The sequence below is a fragment of the Chloroflexota bacterium genome (genome assembly GCA_009840355.1).
Classification (GTDB): Bacteria; Chloroflexota; Dehalococcoidia; order Lucifugimonadales; family JADFKI01; genus Bin90.
Genome location: VXNZ01000005.1, coordinates 22,723 through 38,207, shown reverse-complemented (window position 1 = coordinate 38,207; position 15,485 = coordinate 22,723). Strand labels below are relative to the sequence as shown.

12 protein-coding genes are annotated in these 15,485 nt (G+C 60.2%); 11 read left to right on the top strand and 1 reads right to left on the bottom strand.

Translation table 11 applies throughout. The features are described from left to right. The first annotated feature begins 186 nt into the window (after positions 1-186). The 9 genes from F4X57_01005 to F4X57_00965 all read left to right on the top strand — a co-directional run bounded on the left by F4X57_01005 (position 187) and on the right by F4X57_00965 (position 13,249). A complete protein-coding gene (locus F4X57_01005; GenBank protein ID MYC05755.1) occupies positions 187-1,809 on the top strand; it encodes a formate--tetrahydrofolate ligase in 1,623 nt (540 codons plus the stop codon). A gap of 130 nt (positions 1,810-1,939) precedes the next feature. After that, complete coding sequence (locus F4X57_01000) at positions 1,940-3,178, top strand: molybdopterin molybdotransferase MoeA (protein ID MYC05754.1); 1,239 nt, start codon at positions 1,940-1,942, stop codon at positions 3,176-3,178. 200 nt (positions 3,179-3,378) lie between these two features. Further along, on the top strand, positions 3,379-5,325 hold the full coding sequence (locus F4X57_00995; GenBank protein MYC05753.1) for a molybdopterin biosynthesis protein: 1,947 nt from the start codon (positions 3,379-3,381) through the stop codon (positions 5,323-5,325). Positions 5,326-5,381: 56 nt separating this feature from the next. Then, entirely contained in the window at positions 5,382-5,999 is a 618-nt protein-coding gene (locus F4X57_00990) for a molybdenum cofactor guanylyltransferase (GenBank protein MYC05752.1), read from the top strand. 4 nt (positions 6,000-6,003) lie between these two features. Next, a complete protein-coding gene (locus F4X57_00985) occupies positions 6,004-6,309 on the top strand; it encodes a MoaD/ThiS family protein (protein ID MYC05751.1) in 306 nt (101 codons plus the stop codon). 25 nt (positions 6,310-6,334) lie between these two features. Continuing rightward, positions 6,335-8,248, top strand: a complete 1,914-nt coding sequence (locus F4X57_00980) for an aldehyde ferredoxin oxidoreductase family protein (GenBank protein MYC05750.1) — start codon at positions 6,335-6,337, stop codon at positions 8,246-8,248. A gap of 68 nt (positions 8,249-8,316) precedes the next feature. Beyond that, positions 8,317-8,772, top strand: a complete 456-nt coding sequence (locus tag F4X57_00975) for a hypothetical protein (protein ID MYC05749.1) — start codon at positions 8,317-8,319, stop codon at positions 8,770-8,772. Further along, complete coding sequence (locus F4X57_00970; protein ID MYC05748.1) at positions 8,769-10,391, top strand: NADH-quinone oxidoreductase subunit F; 1,623 nt, start codon at positions 8,769-8,771, stop codon at positions 10,389-10,391. The genes F4X57_00975 and F4X57_00970 overlap by 4 nt, the downstream gene beginning before the upstream one ends. A 131-nt stretch (positions 10,392-10,522) precedes the next feature. Next, positions 10,523-13,249 (top strand): formate dehydrogenase subunit alpha, encoded by a 2,727-nt coding sequence (locus tag F4X57_00965; protein MYC05747.1) that lies wholly within the window; start codon positions 10,523-10,525, stop codon positions 13,247-13,249. Here F4X57_00965 and F4X57_00960 read toward each other — a convergent pair. Next, positions 13,234-14,319, bottom strand: a complete 1,086-nt coding sequence (locus F4X57_00960) for a DUF429 domain-containing protein (GenBank protein ID MYC05746.1) — start codon at positions 14,317-14,319, stop codon at positions 13,234-13,236. The two genes, F4X57_00965 and F4X57_00960, sit on opposite strands and share 16 nt — an antisense overlap. Between F4X57_00960 and F4X57_00955 the strand changes: the two genes are divergently transcribed. Together F4X57_00955 and F4X57_00950 are read left to right on the top strand one after the other, a co-directional pair. Beyond that, complete coding sequence (locus F4X57_00955) at positions 14,318-14,875, top strand: hypothetical protein (protein MYC05745.1); 558 nt, start codon at positions 14,318-14,320, stop codon at positions 14,873-14,875. The genes F4X57_00960 and F4X57_00955 overlap by 2 nt on opposite strands. Continuing rightward, the gene (locus F4X57_00950) at positions 14,872-15,444 is read left to right on the top strand and encodes a hypothetical protein (protein ID MYC05744.1); all 573 of its coding nucleotides are present in this window, start codon (positions 14,872-14,874) and stop codon (positions 15,442-15,444) included. Before F4X57_00955 ends, F4X57_00950 begins: the two co-directional genes overlap by 4 nt. Positions 15,445-15,485 lie beyond the last annotated feature (41 nt).

Here is a 15,485-nt window from a genome sequence, read left to right as displayed (position 1 = left end):
ACAGCACGGTATTTGGGATTGTGTGTGAATCGTTTTGCCCTCTCCTAAACATCGCCCCTTTCAGAGACGGTCTGTGTGTAAGTATTGCGCTGTGTGTTAGAATGCGCTTGCGACGCTGAATTGAGAAATTGAGCGAATCGCGTTCCGTTGAAATATCACTGGTGGCTATATGAGGAGATAGAAAATATGCGTCCAATAATGGATGTTGCGGCAGAACTCGGTCTGGACACGCAATCGCTTATCCCGCAGGGGCATTACAAGGCGAAGATACCGCTGAGCGCCGAGCGCACGGACGGCAAGCGTGGCAAGATGATTGTCGTAACCGGCATCACGCCTACGCCCGCCGGCGAAGGCAAGACGACCACGACGGTCGGCATGGCGCAAGGATTCGGCAGGCTTGGCAAGAATGTCGTCGCTACGCTGCGAGAACCTTCGCTCGGTCCGATATTCGGCATAAAGGGCGGCGGTACGGGCGGCGGACTGTCTCTAGTCGAGCCGCAGGACGAAGTAAACATCCACTTCACCGGCGACGCGCACGCCGTCGGCTCGGCGCACAACCTGCTCGCCGCGCTTACGGACAATGTGGCGCAGCGCGGGCAGATTCCCGGCTTCGGTCCGACCGGCATAACTTGGCGGCGCGTGACGGATGTCGAAGACAGGGCGCTGCGAACAATTGTCAGCGGCATTGGCGGCTCGCCAAATGCTCCGATGCGGGAGTCCGGATTCGACATCGTTACCGCGTCCGAGATTATGGCGGTGCTCGCGTTGTCGTCTAGCCTCGAGAACCTGCGCGAACGTCTCAGCCGCATCGTGGTGGGCACTACAAACTCCGGCGATCCCGTAACGGCGGAAGATGTGAACGCGGTCGGCTCGATGATGTCGCTGCTGCGCTACGCCATTCAGCCGAACCTCGTGCAGACTACGGAAGGGCAGGCGGTCATCGTGCATGCCGGCCCATTCGGCAATATCGCGCACGGCTGCAGCTCGGTGATGGGCGACAGAATTGCACTCGGATACGCCGACTATGTGCTGACTGAAGCGGGCTTCGGCGCAGACTTGGGCTTCGAGAAATTTATGCACATCAAAGCGCGCTTCAATGGCCTCGAACCGAGCGGCGCGGTTATCGTGGCGACGGTGCGTGCGCTGCGGTCGCACGGCGGGGCGCTTAGGCGTCAGCTCGACGAGCCGAACGAAGAAAGAGTGCAGCGCGGCATGGCAAATCTGGTGCATCTAATCGGCGCGATCCGTTCGTTCGGCTTGCCCGTTGTGGTCGCGCTGAATAGATTCCCGTCTGACACCGAATCGGAGCTGGATATTGTCAGGAAGGGCTGCGAGGAAGCAGGCGCATTCGCCGCCGTGGACACGCGCGTGTTCACCGAGGGCGGCGCAGGCGGCGTCGATCTTGCACAGGCGGTCATAGATGCGACCTCTGGCGACGAACCGGAAATCACTTATATGTACCCCGAAGACGCCACGATTCGCGAGAAGGTGTTGGCATTGGCACAGAAGATGTACGGCGCGGACGATGTGTCCTGGGCGCCGTCCACGCGCCGGCTGCTGCGCCGTTACGAAGAGCAGGGCTGGGGCAGCCTGCCTGTGTGCATGGCGAAGACGCACCTGTCCATCTCGCACAACCCGCGCCTCAAGGGCAGGCCGTCCGGCTACACTTTCGAGGTCAACGACGTGCGAGCATCCGTCGGCGCGGGCTTCATATACCCAATTGCCGGCAGCATCATGACGATGCCCGGCTTGCCGGGTTCCCCGCGCGCGCTAGATGTGGACGGCGAGGGGAATATCTTGGGGTTGTAGTAAGGCGATGGCACATCAATGGTGGACGTAGATTTCGGCAACGATGGGTGTTTTCAACAAAGGCGTCAACCTTGCTAGACGTGTGGAAGTGAAGGCTGACAATCTATGGTCTTGAGTGGCGGGGTTTAACATGCCCGAGTTCTTCAATGTGCTTGCCCCGGACGCTGCGTTCGACGCGCTGAAGCCGATGCTGAAATCGTCGGTCGGAGTGGAGGTCGTGCCCGTGTCTGAGTCGCTCGGGCGCGTAACGGCGGCTGACATACACTCGCCCGAAGACTTGCCGGCATTCCCGCGTTCCTCGATGGACGGCTATTCCGTGCGCTCGCGGGACACATTCGGCGCGAGCGAAGGCTTACCCGCGTACCTTGACTTGGTAGGCGAAGTGCCGATGGGCGAATCGGCGAATGTCCGGCTCAGAGTAGGGCAGGTGGCGAAGGCTTATACCGGCGGCATGCTGGCAGAAGGCGCGGACGCCGTAGTTATGGTCGAACGCACGCAAGCTCTGGACGAGACCGCGATTGAAGTGCTGCGCGCCGTTGCGCCCGGCGAGAATGTTGTGCAGGTCGGCGAGGATGTGCGCAAGGGTGATGTCATCTTGTCCAAAGGCAGTGTGATTCGACCGCAGGACATTGGCGGTCTGCTCGCGCTGGGTATCACACACATTGATGTGTGCCGCAAGCCCCGTGTCGGCATAATATCCACCGGCGACGAGTTGGTGCCGCCCGGCGCGCAAGTCGGCGCTGGACAGATTCGCGACATCAACACATACACCATCGCCGCGCTGGTGGAGCAGGTAGGAGGCAAACCGATTCCTATCGCGCTCGCACCGGACGATTTCGATGCGCAGCGTAACGCGGCGATTGAAGGGCTTGCGGCTTGCGATGCGCTCGTGTTCTCCGCCGGCAGCTCGGTAAGCAGCCGCGACCTGACCGCGGATGTGATAAACAGCCTCGGCGAGCCGGGCGTCATCGTGCATGGCATTTCCATCAAGCCGGGCAAGCCGACCGTCATTGGCTTGGCGGACGGCAAGCCCGTGTTCGGCCTGCCGGGCAATCCTGTCTCCGCGATGATCGTCTTCCACCTGATAGTTCGTCCGGCAATCTATCAAATGAGCGGCATTGATAGTGCGCCGAATTCGGCGTCGTGCGAGGCAACGCTCACGCGCGACATATCTTCCGATGCAGGCCGAGAAGACTTTGTCCCTGTCCGTATCGAACACGATAGCGGTCGCGCGCAAGCCATACCTGTGTTTGGCAAATCAAACCTGATTTATCTGCTTGTGCGCTCCGATGGCATCGTAAAGGTACCGCTCGACAGGTCAGGGCTTTATGCGGGCGATACGGTGGATGTGCGGTTGTTTTTAGTTTGAACTCGGCGGTAGTGATTTACGAGATGATTGTAGCAATGTGAAGCGCGACCATCACCTTCGCATGAAATAGGGCTTGATGAATTTCCCCGACACCTCAGGCGATGATACGTCAGCGAATTGCCGTCTGACGACAGGCTGGAAAGAAGCGCCGAGCAATAGTCGTCCACATAAATGTATTATTAGCAACAGGACAACGCAATTTGACGACCCAATCCCATAGACACGGCAGGCGGTACTATCTCAGCGATATTCCGCTTGAGGATGCGCTCGACCGCTATTTCAAGGCGTTAGACGCCGTTTTCGGATTACGCCACACAGAGTCCGAAGTCGTGCCGCTCACTAGCGCCCAAGGGCGTGTAACCGCCGAACCGATATGGGCGCAAATATCGTCGCCGCACTATGATTCGGCGGCGATGGACGGCATTGCGGTGCGCTCCACGGACACGGTTGGCGCGACTGAAACATCCCCGCTGCACCTCGCAGTTGGAGCGCAAGCGGTCTGGATCGACACCGGTGATCCCATGCCGGATGGCTACGATGCGGTGATTATGGTTGAAGTCGTGCACGAAGTTGATGGCGACACATTGGAGATACAAGCGCCTGCCGCGCCATATCAGCATGTCCGACCGCTTGGAGAGGACATCGTGGCGACGGAGCTTGTGCTGCCCGAGAACCATACTTTGCGTCCGGTGGACTTGGGGGCGTGCGCGGCGGCGGGTCTGCCCTCGCTGCCTGTGCGCCGTAAGCCTAGCGTGGCGGTCATACCGACCGGCAACGAACTCGTGCAGGTGGGAGGCGACCTACAGCCCGGCGACATCATTGAGTTCAACTCGCTGGTTCTGGGCGGCATGGTGGACGATTGGGGCGGGGATGCGACGACTTGGCAGACGATACCGGACGACTTCGACGCATTGCTTGCTGGTGTCAAGGCGGCGGTGGCTCAACACGACATCGTACTGGTGAACGCCGGTTCGTCTGCGGGCAGCGAAGACTACACGGCGCGCGTCATCGAATCGCTTGGCGAACTCGTCGTGCATGGGACGGCAATTCGACCCGGACATCCTATCGCGCTTGGCGTAGTGCAAGGCAAGCCGGTGCTGGGCATTCCCGGCTATCCCGTGTCAGCGGCGCTCACCTGCGAACTCTTCGTTAAGCCTCTGGTCGAGCGTATGCTGGGTGTCCCCGCGTCAGTCCGAAGCGCAGCGCAAGCGACAATCACGCGCAAAACAATGTCGCCTATGGGCGAGGACGAATTTCTGCGAGTTCGGCTAGGTCGTGTCGGCGATAAACTAGTCGCATCACCGATCATGCGCGGCGCGGGTGTCATAATGTCGCTTGTTCGCGCGGACGGCATCGTGAAGATACCGCGCTTCTCCGAAGGCTTGGACGCCGGCGCGGAGGTCAGCGTCGAACTTCTGCGGCCGGTCGAATCGATCGACGATACCGTCGTGGCCATCGGCAGCCACGATATGACGCTCGACCTCCTAGCGAGCCATGTGCGCCGGGCAAAGCCGCAGATGACGCTTGCATCGTCGAATGTGGGCAGCATGGGCGGGCTGATGGCGCTGGCGCGAGGCGAGGCGCATATGGCAGGCTCGCACCTGCTAGACGAAGAAACGGGCGAGTACAATCTGTCGTACATCCGCCGCTTCCTGAAAGGGCGCAGCGTGGTCGTGGTCAATCTCGTGCAGCGCATACAGGGGCTGATTCTGCCATGCAGCAATCCCAAGCAAATCGCCGCGCTGCACGACCTTGCGCGAGATGATGTTACATTCCTCAACCGGCAGCGTGGCTCCGGCACGCGGCTCTTGCTAGACTACAAGCTGCGCGAACTTGGCATCGAACCGGACGACATTCGCGGCTATGACCGCGAGGAATACACACATCTCGCGGTTGCGGCAGCGGTCGCAGGAGGGCGCGCCGATGTCGGGCTGGGCATCCTGTCGGCAGCAAACGCGATGGGGCTGGACTTCGTGCCGCTGCTGTCAGAGCAGTACGACCTCGTGATACCGCGCGAACACTACGATAGCGAAAATGTGCAGTTTGCGCTTGAAACCATCCGCAGCGACGCATTCAAAGCAGAAGTCGATGCGCTAGGCGGCTACGGCACTAAGTCGATGGGACAGGTCGTAGCAGAGCTGAGTTAGCGGCGCAATAATATGGTTGTGATGCGACAATTCAGGTTAGCAGCGAGAATAAGGTGATGGACGACTCAAGAAGCGTCTCAGCAATAGTGCTTGCCGGCGGATTGAGCCGAAGGCTTGGCCGTGACAAGGCGCTTGAACCATTCGGCGGCGAGCCGTTAATCTCACGAGTCATCGGACGACTTGCCACGCTTACGGACGAGACCGTCGTCGTGGTCAACAGCAAGGAGCGCGCCGCCGAACTGCCGCTGCCCGCCGGCGCAAAGACCGCCGTGGACATCTACCCGGACTCCGGTTCGTTAGGCGGGATATTCACCGGGCTAACCGCCGCGTCTAACGAATGGGGATTCGTCGTCGCCTGTGACATGCCGTTCCTGAACACCGCGCTCATCAAGCATATTCTGTCATTGCGGCAGGGGCACGACGCCGTTGTGCCAATGCTGGAAGGCTATCCCGAACCGACGCACTCCGCGTACTCTAAGGCATGCCTGCCGCATATTGAGCGCCGCCTCGAAGCCGGACAGCTGCGCATCGCCCGCTTCTTCGACGATGTTCGCGTGCGGTATGTGCAAGATGATGAAGTTGACGCGCTCGACGCCGACCGGTTGAGCTTCTTCAATGTGAACACGCCGGACGACTTGGCGCACGCTCTGTCGCTCGTTGAAGAGGGCAGGTAGCAGCATGATGGAACATACCACGGTGCACACCGCTAACGTCACGATCGAGCTATTCGGCACGGCACGCATTGCGAGCGGTCGCAAGGCAATCGCATTGACACTGCCATCGAACGCCAGCGCCGCCTCTTTGGTCGTTGCGCTTGCAGAGAAATGCCCCGCGCTCGTCGGCGTCGTACTGCGCGATGACCTTGCCGGCTTGCTGGAAAGTTACACCCTCAACTTGAACGGCACAGAGTTCGTGAGCGACGGCTGCCTGCGCCTTCGGGACGGCGACACGCTGCTACTCTTTTCCAGCCAAGCGGGTGGCTGAATCCTCACTTGCGCTACATGATACAATGGCGCAAAATAGCGCGAGTCAGCGCAGTAAATCTAGCGCGACGAATTCGCAAACTGGGGATAACCGCTTGCTTTATGGATACAACGGCAGGGCGCTCGTAGTCGATTTGACGCGCCAAGAGAGCCACTGGGAGGCGCTGTCAGAAGACGTGCTGCGTCGATACATCGGCGGCACGGGGCTTGGCGCATATCTGCTATTCAAGCACTGCCCGCCGGGCGTCGAGCCGCTCGCGCCGCAGAACCCGCTGATATTCGTCACCAGCCCGCTCGTCGGCAGCCGCCTGACCACCAGCAGTAAGTTCGCGGTGCTGACAAAATCGCCGCTCACCGGCTTCATCGGCGATTCGCTGTCGTCCAGTTTCATGGCGACCGAGCTGAAAAAATCCGGCTGCGACGCGCTCATAATCACAGGCAAGAGCGAATATCCCTGCCTGCTGTCCATCGACGACGGGCAAGTTGATTTCCTAGACGCGGACGACCTGCTGGGCTTGAGCACGCTTGAAACCGAGAAGGCTGTCAAGATGCGTCTGGGGCATCGTACCCGCGTGGCGTGCATCGGTCCCGCAGGCGAAAATCTGGTGCGCTTCGCCAGCATCACCAATGACGGCGGACGGCAGGCGGCGCGCACCGGACCCGGCGCAGTGATGGGCTCGAAGAATTTGAAGGCGATCGCGGTCAAGGGAACGCGAGCCGTACCCGTGCAAAACCCGGACGCGCTCAACCGCATCGGCGCGGACTTGACGCGGCGTAGTCTGGGCCCGGCGACCGAGAAATACCGCACACTCGGCACGATGGCGAATGTCTCGGTCTTCAACAGCCTTGCCACCCTGCCCACGCGCAACTTCCAGCAGTCCACATTCGACGGCGCGGACGGCGTGAGCGCAGAGCAGTTCCATGAAACTAACTTCGTGAAGAACGCGCATTGCGCCAACTGCACAATCGGCTGCGAGAAGATTCTGGTGACGAGCGACAGCGGCAAGAAGGCGAAAGGGCGGATGGAATACGAAAGCGCCTTCGCCTTGGGTCCGCTGGTCGGCGTCGCTGACGGCAACACCGTCATTCGCGCGTCCACGCTTTGCGACGAGCTCGGCATGGATACCATCAGCGTTGGCGCGACTATCGCCTGGGCGATGGAGTGCTTCGAGCGCGGCATTCTGACGCTCGACGACACGGGCGGAATGGACTTGCGCTTCGGCAGCGGCGACGAATTATTGGCGTGCGTCCGGCTCATTGCGGCGCGTGAGGGCGTAGGCGGCTTGCTCGCCGAGGGCAGTTTGCGCGCCGCGCGTATTGTCGGGCAGGGCAGCGAGGACTGGGCAATGCAGGTCAAGGGCTTGGAGATGCCCGGGTACGAACCGCGCAGTCTGAAGACGATGGCACTCGGACTCGCGGTCAGCACACGCGGCGCGTGCCACAATCGTTCATCGGCGTACGAGGCGGACTTCTCCGCGCGCGTCAATAGACTGGAAGCGGATGAACGGCGCGGTAAAATCACGGCGGAAGGCGAGGACTTCTCCGCGGTGTTAGACTCGCTGATATGGTGCAAGTTTCTGCGCAAGGCGTTCGACGACTTGTACAAAGAATCGGCGGAGATATACCGGCACATCACAGGCTGGGATGTGAGCGCGGACGAGTTGCAAGCGATCGGCGAGCGTGTGAACAATCTCAAAAAGGCGTTCAACATCCGCGAAGGTTGGACGCGCGAAGATGATACACTGCCGCAGCGAGTGTTCGACGAAGTGCTACCAACCGGCGTAGCGCAGGGCGTAGGCTTAAGCCGCGCTGACTTGGATATGATGATAGACGGTTACTATCGCGCCCGCCGTTGGAACGCAGACGGCACGATACCGGATGATACACTGCTCGATTTGGGCATAGAGGATGTGGTGAGGGACGCGGCGCTGACGCACTGAATCCAAGCTATCACGCATCGCGCATTCTGGAATAGCGGCAGAAAGCAGGCGAGGACAAGGGACGCAGATTGAACAGGGAAGTAAGAAACGCACTACGCACCACATTGCGGCAGAAGTTCCCGCGCAGTCGGGGGCAGCTGCTGCCGGCGCTGCACTTCCTCCAGCACGAGTATGGCCACTTGCCGAACTGGGCGATGGAAGTCGTGGGATGGCATCTTGGCATACCTTCGAGCGAAGTTTATGGTGCCGCCACGAGCTACACCGAGCTCCGCATTCAGAAGCCGGGCGAGCATGTGATTCGAGTTTGCACGGGGCTGAGTTGCTGGCTTAACGGCGGCAGGCAGCTGATGGCAGAAACGCAAGCCGCGCTCGCCAATGACAGCACAAACGGCAATGTAACTCTCGAAGAAACGCCTTGCGCCTACATGTGCGGTGTCGCGCCGGTGGTCGAAGTCGATGGCGTGTGGCGCGGCAGGGCAGCGGTCGCTCAAGTCAGCGCGATTATCGAGGAGGTGTCGTCTTGACGGACGCCATTACGGATGCTCTAGGCTCACTTCGCGCTGCCGCAAGCGTGGAACGGCAGGCGCGCGACCGCAAGACGCGCGTTGTGGTGCAGGTCTCGCACAGTTCGCTGGCAGTCGGCGCCGGTGAAGTTGCAGACGCGCTGTTGCAGGCGTTGCCGAACGACGCATATCTGGTTACGGCAGGCTGCGATGGCGCGAGTTTCGCCGCTCCTAAGGCGATAGTGTCGTTCGCGGACGGTCGCACTATCGAGTATTGCAACCTATCCGCTGATGATGTGAACACGGACATGTTCTCAGACACATCAGCGGATTCCGATACTGCAACGAATACCGCTCAACCGAAATCTGACAGCAGCGATTTCCTCGCAAGGCAACACCGTCTGACGCTGCAAGGCTGCGGCGAATGGGATGCCCTGCACATCGGCGAGTACATCCTGAACGGGGGATATAACGGGCTTGCGCGCGCGCTTTCCATGCCACCGGACGATGTTATCGAGGAAGTGCTGGCGTCCGGATTGCGAGGGCGTGGTGGCGCGTACTTTCCGGCAGGGCTGAAGTGGCGCGGCGCGCGCGCGGTCAACAACACTCCGCGCTACCTTGTGGTCAATTGCGAGGAAGGCGAACCGGGCATATTCAAAGACCGCCATATCATGGAAGGCGTGCCGCATCGACTGATAGAGGGCGCGATTATCGCGGCTTACGCGGCTGGCGTCCACGAAGCGCACATTTACATCAACGCAGAAGCAAACCTATCCGCCGAGCGCATGCAGACCGCCTTGGAGCAGGCATACGCGAGCGGATTGTTGGGCGACGACATTCTGTCATCAGGCTTCGCGCTGGACATGGCGATTATGCGCGGCGCGGGAGGCTATGTGTGCGGCGACGAAACCACGCTGCTAAACACGATGGAAGGCTTGCGAAGAGAACCACGACAACGCCCTCCATTCCCCACGGAAGCCGGACTCTGGGGCAAGCCAACCGTCATTAACAACGCGGAAACGCTGTCCAGCGTGCCGTACATCTTGGCGTACGGCAGTGGTGCGTTCGCGGCAGTCGGCACAGACGACGCCAAAGGCACGAAGATAATCAGCCTTAGCGGTTCGGTGCGGCGAGGGGGGCTTGCCGAGGTGCCGATGGGCACGACACTGCGCGAGATTATCTACGACATCGGCGGCGGCATCGCAGACGACAGGGCTTTGAGCGCGATTGCGGTTGGCGGACCTTCTAGCGGCATATTCCCCGTTTCTATGCTGGATACGCCAATCACGCCGGGCTTCATCCACGAATCGGGCGTGATGCTTGGCGCGGGTGGGGTCATCGCGCTTGACGACAGTGTGAGTGCGGTGGATATGATGCGCAAGCTCGCGGCGTACAACGCGGCAGAATCGTGCGGCAAGTGTACGCCCTGCCGCGAGGGAACACCACGCATGGTCAAAATGGTGGATGACATCGTGGCTGGCAAGGCGCCGGTTGGCGCGCTTGACGAACTGCGGCAGCTCGCGGAACTGGTGAACGCCGCGTCCTTGTGCGGCTTGGGGCAGGCAGCGGGCAATCCCGTCCTCAGCGCGCTCCACTTCTTTGGCGACGAACTTGCGATGATGGCTGGTGAACGGCAGTAGGTGGCGGTCGTGGACGAGCACACCTTTGGCTTGTACATAGTTGGGGAGAACATCACTCTCAACCTAACCTTCCACCTTCAAGGGGGAAAGGTACAGACTGGACAAAATGCGTTAACTCAGGAAGGCGCGAAATGAGCATCACACTCAGCATCAACGGCTATCCGACAACCGTCAGCGAGTCTGCGACGGTCTTGGACGCCATCAATCAGTCCGGCACTTACATATCGCAGCTGTGCAAAGACCCGGACATGAAGCCCATCGGGGCTTGCCGCACTTGCCTTGTACAAATCGAGGGCGTACGTGGCTATCCGGCTTCCTGCGCGGTGCCCGTTTCGGACGGCATGAGCGTCTGGACGGACACGCCGGAAGTGCAAGCGATGCGCAAGGGCGTGCTGGAACTCACGCTCGCGATGTTCCCGTCAAACGGGGCGAACGGGCACAAGTCCTACAAGGAACTGTCCATCGCAGCGGACAGGCACGGTATTACCGCCCCGCGCTGGGAGGGCAGGAAGCGAGAAGCCGTTGACAGCAGCAATCCGGTGTTCAACATAGCGATGGAAAGCTGCATCCTGTGCCAACGCTGCGTGCAGGCGTGCCAAGACGGGCACCAGTTCATAGGCGCGATTGACCTGCTAGGTACAGGCACGCAGGGCAAGATTGGCACATTCGCGGAACGCCCGCTAGTGGAGTCGGTCTGCACAACTTGCGGGCAGTGCTTGTCCGTATGCCCGACGGGCGCAATCGAAGTCAAGACGCCGCCGTCGAATGTGGAAAAAGAGGTTACTACGACCTGCCCATACTGCGGCGTGGGCTGCGGCATCAAGGCACAGGTTGACGACACCGACCGCATCGTGGCGATGCTCGACGATCCTGATAACCAGTCCAGCATTGGGATGCTGTGCGTCAAGGGGCGATTCGGCTATACATTTGTCAACCACGAAGACAGGCTGACCGCACCGCTCATACGCAAGGACGGCATCCTGACCGAGGCGAGCTGGGATGAGGCGCTCGAATATGTCGCCGACAATCTCGCCAAGTATCGCGGCTACGAGTTCTCCACGCTCTGCTCCGCGAAGGCGACCAACGAAGACGGCTATGTTCAGCAGAAGTTCGCGCGGCTGCTGATGCAAAGCAACCACATCGACCACTGCACACGCCTGTGTCACGCCCCGTCCGTTGAGGCGATGCTGACATCGCTGGGGAGCGGCGCTACTTCGAATTCGTACCAAGACTACGAAGAGGCAGGCTGCCTCGTCATTATCGGTTCGGACGCGAACTCGAACCACCCGGTCGCCGCGTCTCGAATGCGGCGCGCGGTGCTGGAACGCGGCGCGAAGCTCATCGTCATCAACCCGCGCCGCATCGATATGTGCGACTTCGCCGAGCTGTGGCTGCGACCGCGCCCGGGCACTGACGTCGCACTGCTAAACGCAATGGCGAAGGTGATACTCGACGAGAACCTGGTCGATTGGGATTTCGTGAACGGTCGCACCGAGGAATTCGAGAACTGGCGCTCGGTAATAGACGGATATACGCTCGACTATGCGGAATCGCTCACCGGCGTGCGTGCGGACGACATCGCGCAGGCGGCACGGATATACGCTGAGCCGCCGTTCAGCGGGTCGTGCCTCATCTGGGGAATGGGCATCACGCAGCACATGATGGGCACGGCCAACGCGCACAGCCTGCTGAACCTGTCGTTCGTCGCGGGGCAGCTCGGTAAGCCCGGATCGGGTATTTCGCCGCTGCGAGGGCAAAACAATGTACAGGGCTGCGGAGACGCGGGCTGTCTGCCCGACGCATTCCCCGGCTATCAGCGAATCGGCAAGGACACAGTGTCCAAATTCCGACAAGCTTGGGGCAATCACCCGCTGCCGGACGAGGCAGGGCATGTCATCACCGAGATGATGCGCGACATCGAGAACAGTCGCATCAAGGCGATGTATGTTACCGGCGAGAACCCGTTGCTGAGCGAGCCGAATCTCAACCACGCCGAAGAAGTTTTGCAGAAGCTAGAGTTTCTGGTAGTTCAGGACATTTTCCTGCACGAGACGGCACAGATCGCAGATGTCGTGCTGCCCGCCACATCGTTCGCCGAAAAGGACGGCACATTCACGAACAGCGAGCGCCGTGTGCAGCGTGTCCGCAAGGTCGTCGAGCCAATTGGCGACAGCCGACCGGATTGGGACATTCTCTGCGACTTGGCGCAGCGCATGAGCCGCAATCTTGGGTTGGGCATGGAAGACCAGTTCGCCTTCACGCATCCGTCCGAGATATGGCAGGAAATGGCAGGCAACACTCCAATCATCGCGGGCATTTCGTACGACCGTCTTGAAATCGAAGGCGGTATCCAGTGGCCGTGCCCGACGCCTGACCACCCCGGCACGCGCTATCTGTACGAGTATGATTTCCCGCGCGGTCCTAGGGCAAAGTTCGTCGCATTCAACCAGGGTCCGCAGGCAGAAGAAATGCCGTCCAGGCGCTTCCCGCTGATATTGAACACCGGCCGCATCCTGTACCACTGGCACGGCGGTACGATAACGCGCAGGGCGGACAATCTGCTGGCGCGCGCGCCGGAGCTGCAAATCAGCATGAGCGCAGACGATGGCGCGAAGTTCGAGGTATCAGACGGCGAGTGGATACGCTTAAAGTCGCGGCGTGGCGTGTTAGAGGGCAGGGCAAACTACACTGATAAGATGCGGCAGGGCGAGGTGTTCGTGCCATTCGTCAAGCTGCAGCAACACGCTGCTAACTTCCTGACCAGTGACGCGCTCGATCCATATTCCGGCATACCGGAGTACAAAGTCTGCGCGGTGCGAATCGAAAAGGTAGCCGAACCGATTCACTCGGCGGACTGAGGCTTGGGGACGTATATCCAGCCTTCGAGTCTTGCCGCCGGCAGTTCGGCGGCGTTAGGTTGGCGAAATTTGGCTGCGTCCTGCGCCCATCGCGCAGCCACGACTGCCGCAACTACGGCGTCGAGGCAATTGTCGTTTTCGATGCAAACCTCGCGTAAATCGGATAAATTGGGCAGCGCGATACCGGAATTGTGCTGGATGTCGTCCAAGATGGCGTTGCGCCGTTCGTCGCGCAGTAGGGCAGACTTTGGCTTCTTGTATCCCTTATAGATTGCGCCAATAGCCCTGAGAAATGCGCCGGGCATCGTTTCCAGCAGAGTTACGACTTCGGCTTGGCCGCCCGACGCTTCCATTGGCGGCACAATCCAGCGGCTAGGCTCTTTGCTGAATAGCTCGCGCAGCATGCGGATGCCCCAATATGTCATTGGAACCATGTTGGGGTTGACCTTGTGCAGCGGCGAGAAGCTTTCTGTGAAATGGGCTCTGTCGCCGGCACGCTTGGGTTCTATGCCGAAATGGCTGACAAAGGCGTCTCGCGCCGCATAAAAGTCATCAAGGCTCATTCCGTCTATGGTGCGCCACACATCCGGCATTGCCTTCAAGCCGTCGCCTGTGTTCAGGAACTCGGCGAACTCTTGCGGAACGCTAAACGGGAAGTCTATGGCGGATACGGTCGGTGGGTATGCGGCAATCAGAAGGTTGACCACATCCTTGCGGCGTATCATGTTCGCGCCTTCGAATATGAGCGCGCCGTCGCTTGTCAGGCGTCCGCTAGCAACCCAGGTGTCTCGGTCGTGCTTTGCGCCACTGAAGTCGATGCCTATGATGGTGGTCATGCGTGCCTCCGGCAAGCTTAGAGTCGGTGTGTTAAGCGGCCGCATTGTACCACTCGGGCTCTTGCGCTTGGCGTCATTACCTTCTAATTCTGGTATTATCTCTATGACACGATAACGCACGGAAGGACGCCCGATGACCACACCTTTATCGCAAATGCCGAAGCCCGAAGCCGGACAGTACGCGGGGCGGCGCAAACTGTTTCTGGTGCCGATATTCCTGTTTCCGCCGGACATGCCCAATGACGCAACGCAACTGCTCGAACGCTACTGGTCCGAAGTGCGCGACCACATCCAGAACCTTGAACGCTCGCTTGGCAGTGTGATGCACGTGTTCCACGAGACTATCTACGCGGGCGATGACGAAGGCATGGCAATGGTCGAGGCGATGAACCCGTTTGGCGGCGCGTTCATTCAGGCGCTGCGCAGCGGCGGCGCATCGTTGGAGGCGACGGAGGACAGGGCTGTCGTCGAAGAGCACAGCGACTGGCAGCGCTGCCTGTCCATCGGCTTGATGAGCGAGAAGGTGATGAATCTGGCGATCTCCGGCATTCAGGAGACGACGCAGCAACGCTTCGACCACATCGCAGAACGCATCTCAGAGACGCTGACCAATACGGGAAACGGAGCGCTGTTCATCAGTGAAGGGCATCGCGTACAGTTCCCCGCGGACATTCAGGTGTTCTTCGTCGCGCCGCCCGCATTGGACGCGCTTAAACGATGGATCGACAGCCAAATGCGCGGCGCAGCGCAGGCGCAATCGAACGAACCTAGCGACGGAGCGCAGCAATGAGCAAGAAGTGGCAAAGCCGCGAATTCAACCTGTCCGACAAGCACCGCTGGAAGGCGAAGCCCGGAAACAAGATTTTCGTCATCAACAGGGGCGCCGTCCATTTGGAATACCCGGGCGACTGGGTTGTCAAGCCGGAGGGCGACACCATCTGCTTCTACGACGGCGAAGAGCCGGACGACGACATTCGCCTGCAAGTGTCCGTTACGCAACTCGGACCGGACGGCACGATTGTCAATTGGGGCATATTCCCGCCGCTTGAGCACTACATGGACACCGTCGTCTTGAGGAACGACGTACGACATCGCACGCGAAAGGGGCCCCTGCTGAAGGTGCGCCGCAGCGACCTTGAATACGCATGGCTTGAGATTGACTTCATCGACCCGGTGGAGAAGCGCAAGGCGCACTCGCGGGCGTGCCTGGCGCGCGGCGGCAATGTGCAGGCGCTCATCACGATGGAGTATTGGCCCGAAGACCACGCGGTCGCCAACGATGTGTGGAACGGCGCGCTAGAATCGCTGAAGCTCGCCGAATATGTCGAGAACCCATTCCGCGGGCCGCCGAACCGCTGACTCCAACCGATGACGAATACCGCCGATACTGCCGCGACCAA